Origin of the sequence: Desulfuromonas sp. DDH964 (genome assembly GCF_001611275.1) — a bacterium.
GTDB lineage: Bacteria > Desulfobacterota > Desulfuromonadia > Desulfuromonadales > DDH964 > DDH964.
This window is the reverse complement of record NZ_CP015080.1, coordinates 2,126,712-2,142,556: the sequence shown is the minus strand read 5'-3', so window position 1 is coordinate 2,142,556 and position 15,845 is coordinate 2,126,712. Positions and strand designations below refer to the sequence as shown.

Genomic DNA, 15,845 nt, shown 5'->3' with positions numbered 1-15,845 from the left:
ATTGCGGACTGCGGACTGCGGACTGCGGACTGCGGATTACTTGCGTGAGCGGGCGGTTTTTATGGAGGCAACGACCATGGAAAGAATTTCATTTGCTTCGTTTTTCAGATCGGTCAAGCGCTTCTCGTTCATTAAACCGGCTTCGGCGATCAGCTCCATCCAGTAGATGGATTCATCGCATTCTTCCTCGACGATGGCCATTTTAGCGATGAAGTCGGCAGGGGATTTGGCGCGGCAGGAGGCCCGATAGTTCGCGCCAACCGAGGTGCCACAGCGGAGCAACTGGTTTCCAATCACTTTCGCGGTCTGGTTTTTCGGCAACGCTTCCTCCAACCGGATCACCCTGATCGCGAAAGTTCTGGTTCTGTTTTTGAACTCATCAGCATCCATGGAGGCAACATATGACATTTTCAATCAATCCTCAATCCGAAATCCCCAATCAGCAATTGTTGCGGCTCTTCGTCTACGGCACCCTGAAACGGGGCTACTGGAACCATCAACGTTTCTGCGCCCAGGCCCGCAGCATCGAACCGGCCGTGGTCTGGGGCAGGCTCTACCACCTCCACGCCGGGTTTCCGGCTCTTGAGGTGCCGGAAGGTCTGATCCTGGCCAGAGGCACCGCCGACCCACTGGCCGATGCCCGCAGGCAACAGGATGTTGGCACGCCACGCTTCGGCCGCCCGACCGGCGACTGGGATCTGATCCATGGGGAACTGGTGACCTTCACCGACCCGCAGCGCGACCTGTCACCCATCGACCGGCTGGAAGGATTTCGGCCCGGGGGGCACAGCATGTACCAGCGGGTGATGGTGGCGGCAGCCAGGGGCTCAATCGCCTGTGCCGTATGGACTTACACCATGCATGCGCCTCAGAACGGCGAACGTATCACCAACGACAATCAGGCCGTTTGTTGGCAGTCGGCACAAAACGCTTGATTTTTGTATTCCCTTAATCAAAAGTTGGGTTCAATTCCCCGCAGCTTGCTGCGCGATTTTTACTAAGGGTGTAGGCTGTTGATACCCCGTAGCTTGCTGCGGGGTAGTTCATTCGCCATCGTTTCTGCTCCTCGGTGGGGGAATTGCCCCACTCTCTCATGGAGCAGATACACAGTTCAATTTACAGGCTCAGGAGCGCGGGCTTTGAGACTGTTTTGCGGTAGGTTGTCGTTCCCTCCACCATTTAGAAAAGACAGACCCGTCCACTAACCGCGTCCGGTTGGTGGACGGGTTTTCTTTTTATGCGTATTGTCAGCGACTTACGCCGCTCTTAGGGTGTCGGCGCTATCGCCTTGATCACTCCCTTTTCGGGAAATCCGTCATACCCCGCTTCTCTTTCCCCTCAAAACTCTCCGCATTCTCACCCCCATTCTCCGGACCTCGTCCGGTTTCCTGCATTTTTTCCTGCAACCGCTGTTCGGCGATCTCGTCGGCAAACTGATTGATACTTTTCATGATTCCGTCAAACAGGTCGTTGATGTCCATGGTCGGTGGCTCCTCATTTTGGTTTATGCCCTTACTTACCGGAGAGACGGAGAAAGTGTCGGGCAACGGGTGAAATTCTTGTGTGCTGGCCTTCTGAGGGGTTACTTACCGGGAGGTGCTGGGATGTGTCGGGGATGAGAGCGAAATTCGGCAAACGTGCATTGATGCGTATTCCGAGCCAAACTTTCCACCGATTCCGATGCAAACTTGCCACTGATTCCGATCCAAACTTGCCAGTCATTCCGACGCAAGGTTTCCACCCGTTCCGATCCAAACTTTCCAGTTTGAGCGGAAGAGGTCGGTGAATCTGTCAGACTGATCAAAGTTCTCGCGACGCTGGGTAACCGCGGGGTACAACCTTCTGGACTTTTTCCAGGAGGTGGTCCCATTGGCACACACGAGGTTATCCATGCGCAAGATCAAGGACGTTCTGCGTCTGCATTACGAAGCCGGCCTGACACAGCGGGCCATCGCCCGCTCCGTCGGCACGTCACACACCACGGTGGGCGAATTTCTGAGACGCGCCGCTCACGCCGGGTTGTCTTGGCCGCTGCCAGAGAATCTGGACGAAACCCGACTTGAACAGTTGCTCTTTCCGCCAGCGCCAGTCATTCCCGCCGACCAGCGCCCCATGCCCGACTGGGCGACCATCCATCAGGAACTCAAGCGCAAGGGCGTCACCCTGGGGCTGCTCTGGGAGGAATACCAGAACAGCCATCCCGAGGGGTATCGCTACAGCCGTTTCTGCGATCTGTACCGTGAGTGGTCCGGCAAACTGCGTCTGTCGATGCGTCAGGTGCACAAAGCCGGCGAGAAGCTGTTTGTCGACTACACCGGCCAGACCCTGCCGATCGTCGACCGCCGCACCGGCGAGATCCGCGAAGCGCAACTGTTCGTCGCGGCCCTGGGGGCGAGTTCCCAGACGTTTGCCGAAGCCACCTGGACCCAAGGGCTGCCGGACTGGATCGGCTCGCATGTCCGGGCCTTCTCCTTCTACGGCGGAGTGCCCGAGATCGTTGTTCCGGACAACCTGAAAAGCGCCGTCTCCAAACCCTGCCGCTACGAACCGGACATCAACCCCACCTATGCGGAGCTGGCCGCTCACTATGGCTGCGCGGTGATTCCGGCGCGGGTGCGCAAACCCAAAGACAAGGCCAAGGTCGAGGCGGCGGTTCTGGTCGCCGAGCGCTTCATCCTGGCGCGGCTGCGCAACCGTACCTTCTTCAGTCTGGCCGAGGCCAACGCCGCCATTCGGGAGCTGGTGGAGCACCTCAACCGGCGCCCCTTCAAGAAGCTTCCCGGCTGCCGCCAGCAGCTCTTCGACACCCTGGAACGTCCGGCTCTGAATCCTCTGCCGGCGACCCCCTATACGTTCGCCGAATGGCGCCATGCGCGGGTCAACATCGATTACCATGCCGAAGTCGACCACCACTACTACTCGGTCCCGTATGTGCTGGTGAAGCAGCAGCTCGACGTGCGCCTGACGGCGACCACCGTCGAATTTCTGCACAAAGGGCAACGGGTGGCCTCCCATGTCCGCTCCTCTGAGCGCGGTCGCCACACCACTCTCGGCGAGCACATGCCCAAAAGCCACAGGGAGTATGCCGAATGGACGCCGCAGCGCCTGGTTTCCTGGGCGGCCAAAACCGGACCGCACACCGCCGCCTTGGCAGAGAAGATCCTGGCCTCACGGGCCCATCCCCAGCAGGGCTACCGCAGCGTCCTGGGGCTGATCCGGCTGGCCAAGACCTACACGCCCGAGCGCCTGGAGGCGGCCTGCCAGCGGGCCCTGGCAACAAACGCCTGTCGCCTCAAGAGCGTCGCCTCGATCCTCAAAACCGGACTGGACCGCCAGTCGCTCCCCGAGTCCACCGAGTCCCAACTCTCATTGCTGCCGAGTCACGACAACATCCGCGGCGCCGGCTACTACCACTGACCAAGGAGACCACCATGCTCAGCCACCCCACCGACGACAAACTGCGCGCCCTCAAGCTGACCGGCATGCTCAAGGCCCTTCAGGAACAGCGCCTTAGCGAGACCGCCGATGCCTTGAGCTTCGAGGAGCGCCTCGGCCTGCTGGTCGACCGCGAGCAGACCGAGCGCGACAGCCGCCGGCTCACCACTCGCCTGCGCACGGCCCGGCTGCGTCAGAGCGCCTGCATCGAGGACCTCGACTGGAGGGCACCCCGGGGACTCGACCGCGACCTCGTGCTGGCGCTGGCCGGCGGTCGCTACCTCGCCAAGGGCCACAACATTCTCATCACCGGCCCCACCGGCGTCGGCAAGAGCTACCTCGCCTGCGCCTTGGCTCACAAGGCCTGCCGCCTCGGCTGCAAGACCCTCTACCTGCGCCTGCCCCGCTTCCTGGAGGAACTGGCCCTCGCGCGGGCCGACGGCCGCTACCCCAAGATGATGGATAGAGTCGCCAAGACTCAACTGCTCGTCCTCGACGATTGGGGGCTCGCCCCCATGACCGCCGCCGGTTGCCGCGATCTGCTCGAAATCCTCGAGGACCGCCACAATCTGCGTTCGACCCTGATCACCAGCCAGCTTCCGGTCGAAGCCTGGCACGACTACCTCGGGGATCCGACGGTCGCCGACGCCATCCTCGACCGCCTCATCCACAACGCCTACCGGCTCACCTTGAAAGGAGAATCGATGCGCAAACGGCGATCCCAGCTTGACCCGATCGGCAACTTGGCGTAAGACAAAAACTCCAGCGTCGCTACGCTCCGATCACTGGCAACTTTGCCTTGGAACGAGTGGCAACTTTGCGCTGGAACGGCTGGCAACTTTCATCGGAATCCGCACATTGATGATTGTCCGCGTAGATTCCTGGTTTTGTCTTGAAAATCTTCCTGGTATTCGTTGTTTTTTGTTATCATACACTATTTCTGATCCCAGAAACGCGGTGACCGACATGGAACCAAAAGACAAATGGCTGACCATCGAGGAGCTTTCCGGCTATCTGAAGATGAGCCGCAGCAAGTTCTATCAGCTGGCCCAGAAAGGCGAGTCGCCAGGCTCAAAGATTGGAACTCAGTGGCGGTTCGACCGGGATGAGATCGATGACTGGATGAAGAGCCTGCGACAAACAACAACACAAAAGGCATCGGTCAACAATGGATAGCCACATTAAAGAGGGATCGTCATGCCGAGCCTGATACAGCCAACACTCTTCGACCTGTTGGATGTTTCAGCCTTCCCGAGACCGGCGGCGGTTACTGACGCGATTGAAACGCTGGCTTCGAACAGTAGCATTGAAGCCCGGGGGGCAATCTTTACGCGCATTGAGGTCGTTGATTTTATTCTCGACCTGGTTGGCTACGTCGCCAGTGAGCCATTGCACCACCGTCGTATTTTGGAGCCTTCTTTTGGAGAGGGCGATTTCCTTCTTCCCATTGTTGAACGACTACTTGCTGCGTGGCGAGAGCATGGCGGGAATGTTTCTGCCGCTGACGTTGAATTAGGAGGGGCCGTTCGTGGTGTGGAGTTACATAAGGCAACATTTTTCTCCACACACAAGACCGTCGTCAATCGACTTGTAAATGAGGGGATTTCGACATTCGTTGCTTCAGCTCTCGCCGACCAATGGCTGATTCAGGGGGATTTCCTTCTTGAGCGACAAAACACCAGCTTTGATTTCGTCGTCGGTAATCCGCCATATGTCCGGCAAGAACTGATACCAGCTCCGTTGTTGTCTGAATACCGTCGTCGCTATCAGACGATGTATGACCGTGCCGACCTCTACATTCCCTTCATCGAACATTCGCTGTCTCTTCTCGACAAAGGCGGAGCTCTTGGTTTTATCTGCGCCGACCGCTGGATGAAAAACCGCTATGGCGGTCCATTGCGGGAGTTCATAGCAAGAGGTTTCCATCTCAAAGCCTATGTCGATATGGTGGATACAAATGCCTTTCATTCCGAAGTCAGTGCTTATCCGGCAATCACCGTTATTACCAAATCGAAAACAAGTGCTACCCGTATCGCCCATAGACCTGAGATCGACAAAAAGACGCTCGCTTGCGTTGCTGTGGATATCAACTCGAATTTCCTGCCAAAAGATTCATCAGTTCGAGAAATAGTTGGAGTGGTAAGTGGTTCTGAACCTTGGCTTTTGGAATCGTCGGATCAAATGTCGCTGATTCGACGTATCGAGAGCCAATTTTCCACACTAGAACAAGCAGGTTGTAAGGTCGGGATTGGTGTGGCCACTGGCGCTGATAAGGCGTTTATCGGGAAATTCGATTCTCTTGACGTCGAGACCGACCGAAAACTTCCACTTGTGGCGACCCGTGACATTCAATCCGGTGAAGTCGTCTGGCAAGGTCAAGGCGTTATCAATCCGTTCGCAGATGACGGCGGCCTTGTCGATTTGCGGGATTACCCCAAGTTGGCCAGCTACCTTGAAGAACGAAAGTCGGTCATTGCAAAGCGCCACTGTGCACAGAAAGCACCGTCAAATTGGTACCGGACGATTGACCGGATATGGCCGGAGCTGACCAGGCAGCCGAAATTGCTGATACCTGATATTAAGGGCGAGGCTCATATTGTTTTTGAGCCCGGCAAACTCTATCCGCACCACAACCTTTACTATGTCGTCTCAGACACTTGGGATTTGCGGGCCTTACAGGCCGTATTGCTTTCCGGCATCGCCAAGCTATTTGTGGCGACCTATTCAACAAAAATGCGCGGAGGTTACCTGCGTTTTCAGGCGCAGTACCTGCGGCGCATCCGCATCCCCTTCTGGCAGGACGTATCTGAGAATCTTCGGCGGGAGTTGATCCATGCCGCGACCACCCGTGATCTTGATGCCTGTAACAGAGCGGTTTTTAAGCTCTACAACCTGAATCAAGAAGAACGATCCGCTTTTGGCGGCAATGGAGAATGAAGATGGCAATTGACCTCGTGGATTACGAGCGCAAGGCTCGTGAAGCGGTGCAGGCGTTTTGGGGAAACCGGGAAGCCGCCAGGCAGAAGCAGATTGAATCGGGCAAGTCCGACCAAGGCGAACGAGCTGGCGTTACTGCCGGAAAAAACATGGACGGCTTCATCGCATTGATATTGGATGTGATCCGCGCTAACGGTCTTGCAAATGCCGATATCCACCAAAAACGCGCAGTTCTGACGTTGCCCGGTTTCTTTCGGCCAACCAAACTCTGGGATCTGCTTGTCATCCACAAAGGCGAGTTGATCGCGGCCATAGAGCTGAAAAGTCAGGTCGGACCTTCTTTCGGAAATAATTTCAACAACAGGACAGAAGAGGCCATTGGAACGGCCCATGACTTATGGACGGCCTATCGCGAGGGTGCTTTCGGCAAACAGCCTCGACCGTTTGTTGGCTGGCTGATGCTGGTTGAGGAGGCCCTGGAATCCAGTTCTTCGATCAAGGACAACTCCCCCCATTTCCCAGTGTTCGAGGAATTCAAGGGCGCTTCATATCTTCAGCGGTACGATCTGTTGTGCCAGAAACTGACACAGGAACAGCTCTATACAACTGCTTCGCTTATCGCCTCACCGAGAACCGCCGCTGGCAATGGTGAATTTTCCTCACTGTCCTCAATGACCAGTCTCAAAACTTTTGTAACGTCCCTTGCTGGGCATATTGCTGCTGAAGCTGCAAGGCTGGAATAAATTCATTCACCACTTCGCCGACGGCAATGGCCGTTTAGGAAGGGTATGGCAAAGCCTGATTCTGGCCCGCTGGAATCCCCTGTTCGCCGACATCCCGGTGGAAAGCCTGATTTTCGAGCACCAGGCCGAGTACTAACAGGCTATTCAGGAAAGCACCCACAAGACCGATTCCGCTCCCTTCATCACCTTCATGCTGCGGATGATTTTGGATACTTTGAGCATCTCGACCCCGGAAGTCGCACCGGAAGTCACCCCGGAAGTCCGGCTGCTCTCTGTCCTTTCTGGAGAGATGACCCGGCAGCAACTCAAAGAGGCGCTCGGGCTGAAAGATGATGAACATTTCCGCAAGGCATATCTGTTCCCGGCTCTGGAGGCTGGGTTGGTTGAAATGACCCTCCCCGACAAGCCGCGCAGCAGCAAACAGAAATACCGCCTGACCGACAAGGGCCGTCAGGTGGTGGCCCGGCCCGGCGGTGGATAACTTGTGACAAACTCACGACATGGCTTGTGACATGCCCTGGCTCAGCGATCAAGTACCGACCAAGTGACCGACCAGGTAAATGTCAGAAAGAGAGTTTATGATGTATCCCGCCTTTCAACGCTATTTCGGCATCGACTACTCCGGCGCGGAAACCCCGGACGCCAGCTTAAAGGGGCTCCGGGTCTACGAGGCCAGCCACGAATCTATGCCGGTTGAAATCGAACCGCCGCCCAGTCCGCGCAAATACTGGACCCGGCGCGGCTTGGCGGAATGGCTGGCGGAGCAGTTATCCGGGGATGTGCCGACCATCGTTGGTATCGACCATGGCTTTTCCTTTCCCCTGCGTTATTTTGAAGTTCATTGGCTCGAGCCGGACTGGCCCACTTTCCTCGACGATTTTCAGAAGCATTGGCCGACCGACGCCGAACACATTTACGTCGATTTCATTCGCCACGGTTCACGGGGCAAAGGCGAGGCCCGTTCCGGTAGCGCCCGCTGGCGGCGCATCACCGAGGAGCGGGCCGGGGCCAAGTCGGTCTTTCATTTCGACGTGCCCGGCTCGGTGGCCAAATCGACCCACGCCGGGCTGCCCTGGCTTCGGTATCTGCGCAATCAACTTGGAGACCGCATCCACTTCTGGCCCTTCGATGGCTGGGAAATTCCTGCGGGCAAATCCGCGCTGGTGGAGGTCTACCCGTCGTTGTGGAGCAAGAGCACTCCACGGGAGGGCCGCACGCCCGACCAGCACGATGCCTACGTTGCTGCCGCCTGGCTGAAAAAGTCTGATACGGATGGCACCATCGGAAATTTCCTGAAGCCCGACATGCTGCCCGGCGAATACCCCGTGGCCCAGGTAGAGGGGTGGATTCTGGGGGTGATGTGAATTTGATCTGGAGCAGTGAAACGGAAAGTTTTCGCGCCTGGGCACCAGATTTCGACAGGTGGCCGAAGAGTTGGATGGGCGTTGCGGAAGATCTCGCCTACGGCAAGAAGCTGTTGCCCTGGTTTGCCGGTTTTCTGCAGGCGCTTTATGACGAGGGATTGTCCCGAAAGACCTTCGCCCAGTATCGCGACCACCTCTGGCTGCTTGGCGGGTCCATTATCAGCCAGGTTTCCCTGTACGAGGAGTATCAGGTTGATCCGCTGGAGAAGCTGCGCGAATCGGTGGCCGATGACGGCATTTTGCCCGACGATTATGACCAGATGACCCACGCCGAATTAAATGCCCTCGCGCGCATGTGCCGCAGGTTTGAAAAATTCCTTGGGGCATCGCTATAAAAACAGGAGCTGTATGACCCTGGCCTTTATCGCCGTAATCTTTGGCTTGGCGCTCCTCGTCTGGAGCGCCGACCGCTTTGTCGAGGGCTCGGCCGCCACCGCCCGCCATTTCGGCATGCCGCCGCTCTTGATCGGCATGGTGATCGTCGGCTTTGGCACCTCGGCGCCGGAGATGGTGGTGTCGGCGCTGGCCGCGTCGCAGGGGAACCCGGGGATCGCCCTGGGGAACGCTTACGGCTCGAATATCACCAACATCGCCCTGATTCTCGGGGTGACGGCCTTGATCAGCCCCATCGCCGTTCATTCGCAGGTGCTGCGCAAGGAGCTGCCGATCCTCACCCTGGTGACTGCCCTGGCGGCATGGCAGATCTGGGATGGCGGGATCACCCGGCTCGATGCTGTGGTGCTGCTGACCCTGTTCGGCGGCCTGATGGCCTGGACCGTCTGGCAGGGGATGCGGACAAAGACCGATACCCTCGGCAGCGAGATGGAGCAGGAGCTCGATGTCCGTGCCATGCCGATGCGCCGTGCGGTCTTCTGGCTGGTGGTGGGGCTGGTATTGCTCATCGCCAGCTCCCGCATTCTGGTCTGGGGCGCGGTGAAGATCGCCCACGGCTTCGGCGTCAGCGACCTGATCATCGGCCTGACTATCGTTGCGGTCGGTACCTCGCTGCCGGAACTCGCCTCGTCGATCATCGCCACCCGCAAGGGGGAGCACGATATCGCCCTCGGCAACGTCCTCGGCTCCAACCTTTTCAATACCCTGGCGGTGGTCGGTATCGCCGGTGCGATTCACCCGATGGCGGTAGGGCCAGAGGTTTTCAATCGCGACATGCTGGTGATGGCCGTACTGACCCTGTCGCTCTTCGTGATCGGCTACGGGTTCCGGGGCCCGGGCCGCATCAATCGCATCGAGGGCGCGGTGTTGGTCGCCTGTTACCTCGGTTATACAGCCTACCTGGTCAGTACCCTGTTCGGGTAGAACCAGCGCCGGCGATAGACCCTTCGTCCCCGGAAACCCCTTCCCGGCCGGGTTCCGCGCTAACCTCCGGCCAAGACTCCTGGCCGCATTCCCGCATGGTATAGTTGGGATATCCACCGCGATTTTGGGGGGACGCCATGCTACGCCTGCTGTCAGCCCTGTTCGGGCCATTTTCGCTTTTCTGCGGATTGGCCCTTGGTCTGCTGTTTCGTTACATCCCGCCGCCGTCCTTCTGGTACTGGCTGGCGGCCGGGGGACTGCTCGTGCTGGGCGCGTTTGCCATCGGACGCAGCCATGGCTGGCGCTGGGCCACCCTCGGCAGCTCTCTGGCCATTGCCGTCAGCCTGCTGTGGCCCCTTTGGCCCCATGGCTGCCTGGGCGACTCGCGGGTCCGCACCGGGAAGCTTTTGTCGGAAGTCGAAGTGCAGGTTACCGACGACCTGCGCCAGGGAACGTTTGCAACCCGCCGCACTCTCCAGGTCCTCCCCGGCTTCCAGGTCTCCCTCTTCGCCACGGGCCTGGGGGCGCCGCGCATGCTCGCCTTCAGTCCCGCCGGGGATCTCTATGTCTCCCTGCCGCGGGACGGTATGGTGGCAGTGCTGCCCGATCGCAACCGGGATGGGCTGGCCGACCGTCGAATCGATTTTGCTACCGGCCTCGATCGCCCTCACGGCCTGACCTTTGCGGGTGTCGATCTGGTGGTGGCAGAGAACAGTCGCCTGCTGCGATTGCGGGACAGCGATGGTGACCTGCAGGCCGATGGAATCAAGGTGCTCACCAGTGACCTGCCCGGTGGCGGTGGCCATTGGACCCGCAGCGTAGTGCGCGGGGAAAAGGGAGACTTCCTGGTCTCTGCCGGGTCGAGTTGTAACGCCTGCATCGAAAAAGACTCCCGGCGCGCCGCCGTTCTCGCAATCCCCGCTAGCGGGGGCGCCGCGGTTCTCTTTGGCAGGGGGCTGCGCAACAGCGTTGGGCTCGCCATCGATCCGCTGCGGGGCGAATTGTGGGGGAGCGACAACGGCCGGGATATGCTCGGTGACGACCTGCCACCCGATGAGATCAACCAGATCGTTGCCGGTGGCGATTATGGCTGGCCTTACTGCTACGGCGAACAGGTCCCCGACCCTGAACTGGGATCCGCCCGGCGCTGTCGCGAGACTCTGGCGCCGGCCGTTGCAATTCCGGCCCATTCGGCGCCCCTCGGTATCACCTTCGGAACCGGGTTCGCTGCCCCGCAGCCTTTTCGGGAGATGCTTTACGTCGCCCTTCACGGTTCCTGGAACCGCAGCGTTCCTACCGGGTACAAGCTGATCGGCATCCCCTTTCGGGATGCTCGTCCTGCGGGAGCACCCCGGGACGTGATCCGTGGCTGGCTTCAAGAGGGGACGGCCTGGGGACGACCGGTGGCGCCAGCGATTGGCCCCGATGGAGCCCTCTATCTCAGTGATGATCGCAGCGGAGCCATCTACCGTATTACCTTCAAGGAATGAGGAGGCAACAGTGATGATTCAGATCGAGAACCGCAGCGCTACCCCGACATTATGCGGGAGCGTGGCAGACATGGGAGCCTTGCGCTCATGAATCGCGGCGGGGGAAGACGACCACGCCGGCCGGTACCCGCCCTCTCCCAGGCCGAAATCGATGAGCGGGTGCGGCGGATGCGGGCCGAGCAGGAGAAGAACAGCAACTACCGGGAGAAATCCCTGAAACTGCATGACTGGATTTGTGCCAAGTGCGGACGGGAGTTCGATGCCGGGAACCTTCACCTGCTGACGGTTCATCACAAGGATGGCAACCACGCCAATAACCCACCGGATGGCAGCAACTGGGAAAACCTCTGCGTCGAGTGTCACGACGACGAGCATAGCCGCAGCCTGCTTGGCGACTATCTCCATGGTCCCGGAAAGGGGAGGGGCGAGTGACCGTTTGACAGCCATTTCCCCTTGACACCCCGGGAGTGATCTGGTATCAATGTCGGGCTCTCGGCGCTGCCAGCGCAGCGTACGGCCCCGTCGCCAAGTGGTAAGGCAGAGGTCTGCAAAACCTCCATCACCAGTTCGAATCTGGTCGGGGCCTCCAATCGAACCTGAAGCCAGCCTCTTACGGGCTGGCTTTTTCGTTGTGGCGCCTATGCATATCCTCTCGCTCCCGATTCTGTTCCTCTTTGCCGTGCTTGGTTCGAGCGCCGGCTTCCTGGCCGGGCTCCTCGGCATCGGTGGCGGTGTCATCCTCGTGCCGCTCTTCCTGGTGATTTTCGGTCTTGCCGGGTTTTCACCAGACATTATCGTCCATGCCGCCTTTGGCACCAGCCTGGCAATCATCATCCCGACCTCGGTCAGCAGCACCCTCGGTCATCGCAAACGCGGCAACGTCGACTGGCACCAGGTCGGCTTTCTCGCCCTCGGCGGCATCGTTGGGGCGCTGATCGGCGCAGCCCTGGCCGCCCGGCTCTCCGGCGACTGGCTCAAGGGCCTGTTCGGGATGATGCAGATCCTTGTCGGTGTGAAAATGTTTCTCTTCAAACCCCATCTCCCGCCGATCCGTGATGAGCGAGTCTCCGCACTGCCGCTTCTGGCGGTTGGCCTTTTGGGTGGTGCTTTCTCGGCCTTTTTCGGGGTCGGTGGCGGCGTCGTTGCGGTACCGCTGATGGTTATCGCCCTGCAGCTGCCGATTCAACTGGCGGTTGGCAACTCGAGTGCGCTGATCGTCATCTCCTCCCTCACCGGGGCGCTCTCCTATATCGCGCACGGTTGGGAGATCCCCGATCTGCCGGCCTTCTCCCTTGGCTACGTGAATCTGCTGGTCGCCGCAATTGTGGCCCCGTTCAGTATCCTTTGCGCCCGCCTCGGGGTGCGGGTTGCTTCCCGTACCGCCCATGCTAAACTCGTCTCGATCTTCTCCCTGCTGCTGGTCCTGATCGGGCTGCGCATGATTTACCAAGGATTCTTCTGACCCCGAAAGGATTCTGAAATGCTGCGACAGGCTGCCGTTGCCGGCCAGTTCTACAATTCGGATCCTCTTCTCCTGCGGCGCCAGATTCTCGAACTGACACCTGAGGCCACGACGCGCCAGGCCCTGGGAATCGTCTCGCCTCATGCCGGTTATATTTATTCGGGGGCTATTGCCGCTGAAACCTTCGCCCGGGTCGCGATACCGGACCGGGTTGTCATTATCGGCCCCAATCACCACGGGTTCGGCCACCCTGCGGCTATCTATGCCGACGGCAGCTGGGAGACACCCCTCGGCAAAGTCCATGTTGACGCTGATTTTGCCGGCCGCCTGCTGCAGCGCTGCCCGCAAACCGGGGCCGACTCGGCCGCCCATCGTTTTGAGCATTCCCTCGAGGTCCAGGTCCCCTTTCTCCAGGTGCGAAATCCCGGCGCGCGGATTGTGCCGCTCTGCCTCGGTCATCTTCCGCTGACGGAACTCCTCGAGATTGGCGAAGGGCTCGCCACCTTGATCGCTGAAGATCTGCACCCGACCCTGATTGTCGTCAGCAGCGACATGACCCATTATGAAGCGGGAGAGATTGCCCGCGGCAAGGATCAGCTCGCCATCGACTGTGTCCTGGCGCTCGACCCCGAGGGGCTCTACCGCACCGTTCGGGAGCGCCGCATCAGCATGTGCGGGGTTCTGCCGACCGTCGTCCTGCTTGCTGCCGCCCGGGTTCTGGGTGCCACCGGGGCGGAACTGATCCGCTATGGCAATTCCGGCGATGTCACTGGCGACCAGCAGGAAGTGGTCGGCTACGCCGGCCTCGCGATCTGGCCTGCCGCTACTTCGTGACCTGCCCAGAAAAGCCTTGTCAGCCCTGCCGCCATCCGGTATATACTGCGGGTCGCCAAGCGTTGCGAGCTTCATCCCGCCGCTTTCCATTACCCGCTCCCGGAGTCATTCCATGTCCAAGCTGCGTGTCCGTTTTGCCCCCAGCCCGACCGGCTATCTACATATTGGTGGTGCCCGCACCGCTCTCTTCAACTGGCTGCTCGCCCGCAAGGAGGGGGGTACCTTTATCCTGCGCATCGAGGATACCGACGTGGCCCGCTCCACCCAGGAATCGGTCGATGCCATTCTCCAGGCAATGGAGTGGCTTGGGCTCGATTACGATGAGGGTCCTTATTACCAGTCCCAGCGTTTCGAGCTTTACCGCGCCAAGGTCGACGAGCTGCTGGCCAAGGGAAGTGCCTACCGCTGTTATTGCAGTGCCGAGGAACTTGATGCTAGGCGCGAAGCGGCCCTGAAGTGCGGCGGCAAGCCCAAGTATGACGGCACCTGCCGCCATCGGCAGGATCAGCCGGACGCCCCTTACGTCGTTCGTTTCCGGGCGCCGCAGGAAGGGGAGACGACCTTTGTCGATCGTATCAAGGGGCCGATTACCTTCGCCAACGATGAGCTAGACGACCTCATCATCCAGCGCAGCGATGGGACCCCGACCTACAACTTCGTGGTCGTCGTCGATGACGCCGAGATGGGACTGACTCTGGTGATCCGCGGTGACGACCACATCAACAACACCCCGCGGCAGATCCAGATGTATCAGGCCCTCGGCTACCCGGTTCCCGAGTTCGCCCATGTGCCGATGATTCTCGGCGCCGACAAGGCCCGGCTTTCCAAACGCCACGGCGCCACCTCGGTCATGGCTTACCGGGAGATGGGCTTCCTCCCCGAGGCGATGGTCAATTACCTGGTGCGCCTCGGCTGGTCCCATGGCGACCAGGAAATCTTCAGCCGCGAAGAGCTGATTGAAAAATTCAGCCTCGACAGCGTCGGCCGCGCCGCCGGGGTCTTCAACCCCGACAAGCTCCTTTGGCTTAACGCCCATTACATCAAGCAGGGTGACCCGGAGCGACTCGGCACTCTGCTGGCTGAACAGCTGGCGGCGCGCGGGGTCGATCCCGGTTCCGGCCCGCCACTGGCGGCGGTGGTCAAAACCCTGCAGGAGCGTTCCCATACCCTGGTCGAAATGGCTGAGGGTGCGCTCTTTTACTATCGCCGCGAAGTTGAGTTCGATGCCGAGGCGGTGACCAAATTTCTGACCGCGGACAAACAGGTGGTATTTGATGCACTGATTGCAGAGCTGGAGGCCACCGAGAGCTGGGATCACGCTGGCATCGAGGCGGCCTTTGGCCGGGTCATGGCAGCAACGGGCCTCAAGCTCGGCAAGTTCGGTCCCGCGGTGCGCGTTGCGCTGGTCGGGGGGACTACCAGCCCAAGCCTTTTCGACGTTCTCGAAGTTCTCGGCCCTGAAATTTCCCTGCGGCGGCTGCGCCAGGCCCGGGGAATGCTTCAGGGCTAAAGGGTGAAAGTTTTCCCTTGACTCGTTCGGGGATTATTGTTACATACTCCATCTCGTTTTGGGGTGTCGCCAAGCGGTAAGGCAACGGACTCTGACTCCGTCATCCCTAGGTTCGAATCCTAGCACCCCAGCCAGAGTCATCCGCGACGCGTATCGCGATAATGAATAGACACGGCCCCTTCGTCTAGCGGTCTAGGACACCGGCCTTTCACGTCGGTAACACGGGTTCGATTCCCGTAGGGGTCACCAATCAACGCCTTCCCGAGGGGAGGCACTAAGGTGGAGCTTAGCTCCACCTTTTTTTTTTGGTGCGCCAGGCATGGCGCGTAGCGCCTTGACTGGCGCTGTCTGATTCACTGTGGTGGTGAATCAGTGACTTGGGGGTGCAAGTCCCCTGCGGACCCTGATGGCGGGAACCGCTAGCCGGACGGCAAGGGTGTCCATCGCGAGGTGGAATCTGAAGGAAGCCGCAGGCAAAATCCCGGTCCGACGAACAGAAACCGCATGAGGCAGTCTCATCCGGGCGAGAAGGCCACTATCTTCAAAGCCCGATAGCCATCCGGGAGGGTGGGGCTGTAGATGCGGCGGGTAGATGGGAGGAAGGTCACGCGCATTACCCTGGGAGATCTGTCGGTCTGCCTCGTGCTACCGTCACCGTAAGGTGTTGGGACGGGCCGGCAGAAGTCAGCAGAG

The 15,845-nt window shown here is 59.6% G+C and carries 16 protein-coding genes, 3 tRNA genes and 1 pseudogene; 18 read left to right on the top strand and 2 right to left on the bottom strand.

Annotated elements, in window-relative coordinates; translation table 11 throughout:
* Positions 1 to 36: 36 nt before the first annotated feature.
* Positions 37 to 408 carry a four helix bundle protein gene (locus tag DBW_RS09830; protein WP_197463626.1) on the bottom strand — a complete coding sequence of 124 codons (372 nt, stop codon included), beginning with the start codon at positions 406 to 408 and terminating at the stop codon, positions 37 to 39.
* Here DBW_RS09830 and DBW_RS09825 point away from each other — a divergent pair.
* Positions 402 to 935, top strand: coding sequence for a gamma-glutamylcyclotransferase family protein (locus tag DBW_RS09825; protein WP_066727317.1), 534 nt, complete (start codon positions 402 to 404; stop codon positions 933 to 935). The two genes, DBW_RS09830 and DBW_RS09825, sit on opposite strands and share 7 nt — an antisense overlap.
* 357 nt (positions 936 to 1,292) lie before the next feature.
* On the opposite strand, the gene DBW_RS09820 is transcribed toward DBW_RS09825, so the two are convergent.
* Positions 1,293 to 1,481, bottom strand: a complete 189-nt coding sequence (locus DBW_RS09820) for a hypothetical protein (protein ID WP_066727315.1) — start codon at positions 1,479 to 1,481, stop codon at positions 1,293 to 1,295.
* 409 nt (positions 1,482 to 1,890) lie between these two features.
* Here DBW_RS09820 and istA point away from each other — a divergent pair, with 409 nt between their 5' ends.
* From istA to DBW_RS09735, 17 genes and pseudogenes are all read left to right on the top strand, one after another.
* A complete protein-coding gene (gene istA, locus DBW_RS09815) occupies positions 1,891 to 3,417 on the top strand; it encodes an IS21 family transposase (protein WP_066723643.1) in 1,527 nt (508 codons plus the stop codon).
* A gap of 14 nt (positions 3,418 to 3,431) precedes the next feature.
* On the top strand, positions 3,432 to 4,187 hold the full coding sequence (gene istB, locus DBW_RS09810; protein WP_066723645.1) for an IS21-like element helper ATPase IstB: 756 nt from the start codon (positions 3,432 to 3,434) through the stop codon (positions 4,185 to 4,187).
* Positions 4,162 to 4,611, top strand: coding sequence for a helix-turn-helix domain-containing protein (locus DBW_RS18795; protein ID WP_197463625.1), 450 nt, complete (start codon positions 4,162 to 4,164; stop codon positions 4,609 to 4,611). Before istB ends, DBW_RS18795 begins: the two co-directional genes overlap by 26 nt.
* Before the next feature lie 21 nt (positions 4,612 to 4,632).
* Complete coding sequence (locus DBW_RS09800; protein WP_197463624.1) at positions 4,633 to 6,372, top strand: Eco57I restriction-modification methylase domain-containing protein; 1,740 nt, start codon at positions 4,633 to 4,635, stop codon at positions 6,370 to 6,372.
* 2 nt (positions 6,373 to 6,374) lie between these two features.
* Positions 6,375 to 7,115, top strand: a complete 741-nt coding sequence (locus tag DBW_RS09795; protein ID WP_066727312.1) for a PaeR7I family type II restriction endonuclease — start codon at positions 6,375 to 6,377, stop codon at positions 7,113 to 7,115.
* Positions 7,114 to 7,596 (top strand): annotated as a pseudogene (locus DBW_RS19280) (Fic family protein); the annotation flags it as partial. The gene DBW_RS09795 and the pseudogene DBW_RS19280, both read left to right, overlap by 2 nt.
* Before the next feature lie 97 nt (positions 7,597 to 7,693).
* Entirely contained in the window at positions 7,694 to 8,479 is a 786-nt protein-coding gene (locus DBW_RS09785) for a hypothetical protein (protein WP_066727311.1), read from the top strand.
* Complete coding sequence (locus DBW_RS09780; RefSeq protein ID WP_231875316.1) at positions 8,476 to 8,874, top strand: hypothetical protein; 399 nt, start codon at positions 8,476 to 8,478, stop codon at positions 8,872 to 8,874. The genes DBW_RS09785 and DBW_RS09780 overlap by 4 nt, the downstream gene beginning before the upstream one ends.
* Before the next feature lie 13 nt (positions 8,875 to 8,887).
* Complete coding sequence (locus tag DBW_RS09775; protein ID WP_066727306.1) at positions 8,888 to 9,856, top strand: calcium/sodium antiporter; 969 nt, start codon at positions 8,888 to 8,890, stop codon at positions 9,854 to 9,856.
* 137 nt (positions 9,857 to 9,993) lie between these two features.
* On the top strand, positions 9,994 to 11,346 hold the full coding sequence (locus DBW_RS09770; protein ID WP_066727303.1) for a PQQ-dependent sugar dehydrogenase: 1,353 nt from the start codon (positions 9,994 to 9,996) through the stop codon (positions 11,344 to 11,346).
* 87 nt (positions 11,347 to 11,433) lie between these two features.
* Complete coding sequence (locus tag DBW_RS09765; RefSeq protein WP_066727299.1) at positions 11,434 to 11,778, top strand: YajD family HNH nuclease; 345 nt, start codon at positions 11,434 to 11,436, stop codon at positions 11,776 to 11,778.
* An 83-nt stretch (positions 11,779 to 11,861) separates the two neighbouring features.
* Positions 11,862 to 11,935, top strand: a tRNA-Cys gene (locus DBW_RS09760).
* 51 nt (positions 11,936 to 11,986) lie between these two features.
* Complete coding sequence (locus DBW_RS09755; RefSeq protein WP_066727297.1) at positions 11,987 to 12,808, top strand: sulfite exporter TauE/SafE family protein; 822 nt, start codon at positions 11,987 to 11,989, stop codon at positions 12,806 to 12,808.
* Positions 12,809 to 12,826: 18 nt separating this feature from the next.
* On the top strand, positions 12,827 to 13,642 hold the full coding sequence (amrB, locus tag DBW_RS09750; protein ID WP_066727296.1) for an AmmeMemoRadiSam system protein B: 816 nt from the start codon (positions 12,827 to 12,829) through the stop codon (positions 13,640 to 13,642).
* A 112-nt stretch (positions 13,643 to 13,754) separates the two neighbouring features.
* Complete coding sequence (gene gltX / locus DBW_RS09745; protein WP_066727295.1) at positions 13,755 to 15,152, top strand: glutamate--tRNA ligase; 1,398 nt, start codon at positions 13,755 to 13,757, stop codon at positions 15,150 to 15,152.
* A gap of 59 nt (positions 15,153 to 15,211) precedes the next feature.
* Positions 15,212 to 15,286 (top strand) — tRNA-Gln (locus tag DBW_RS09740).
* Positions 15,287 to 15,325: 39 nt separating this feature from the next.
* Positions 15,326 to 15,401: transfer RNA gene (locus tag DBW_RS09735), tRNA-Glu, on the top strand.
* Positions 15,402 to 15,845: the final 444 nt, after the last annotated feature.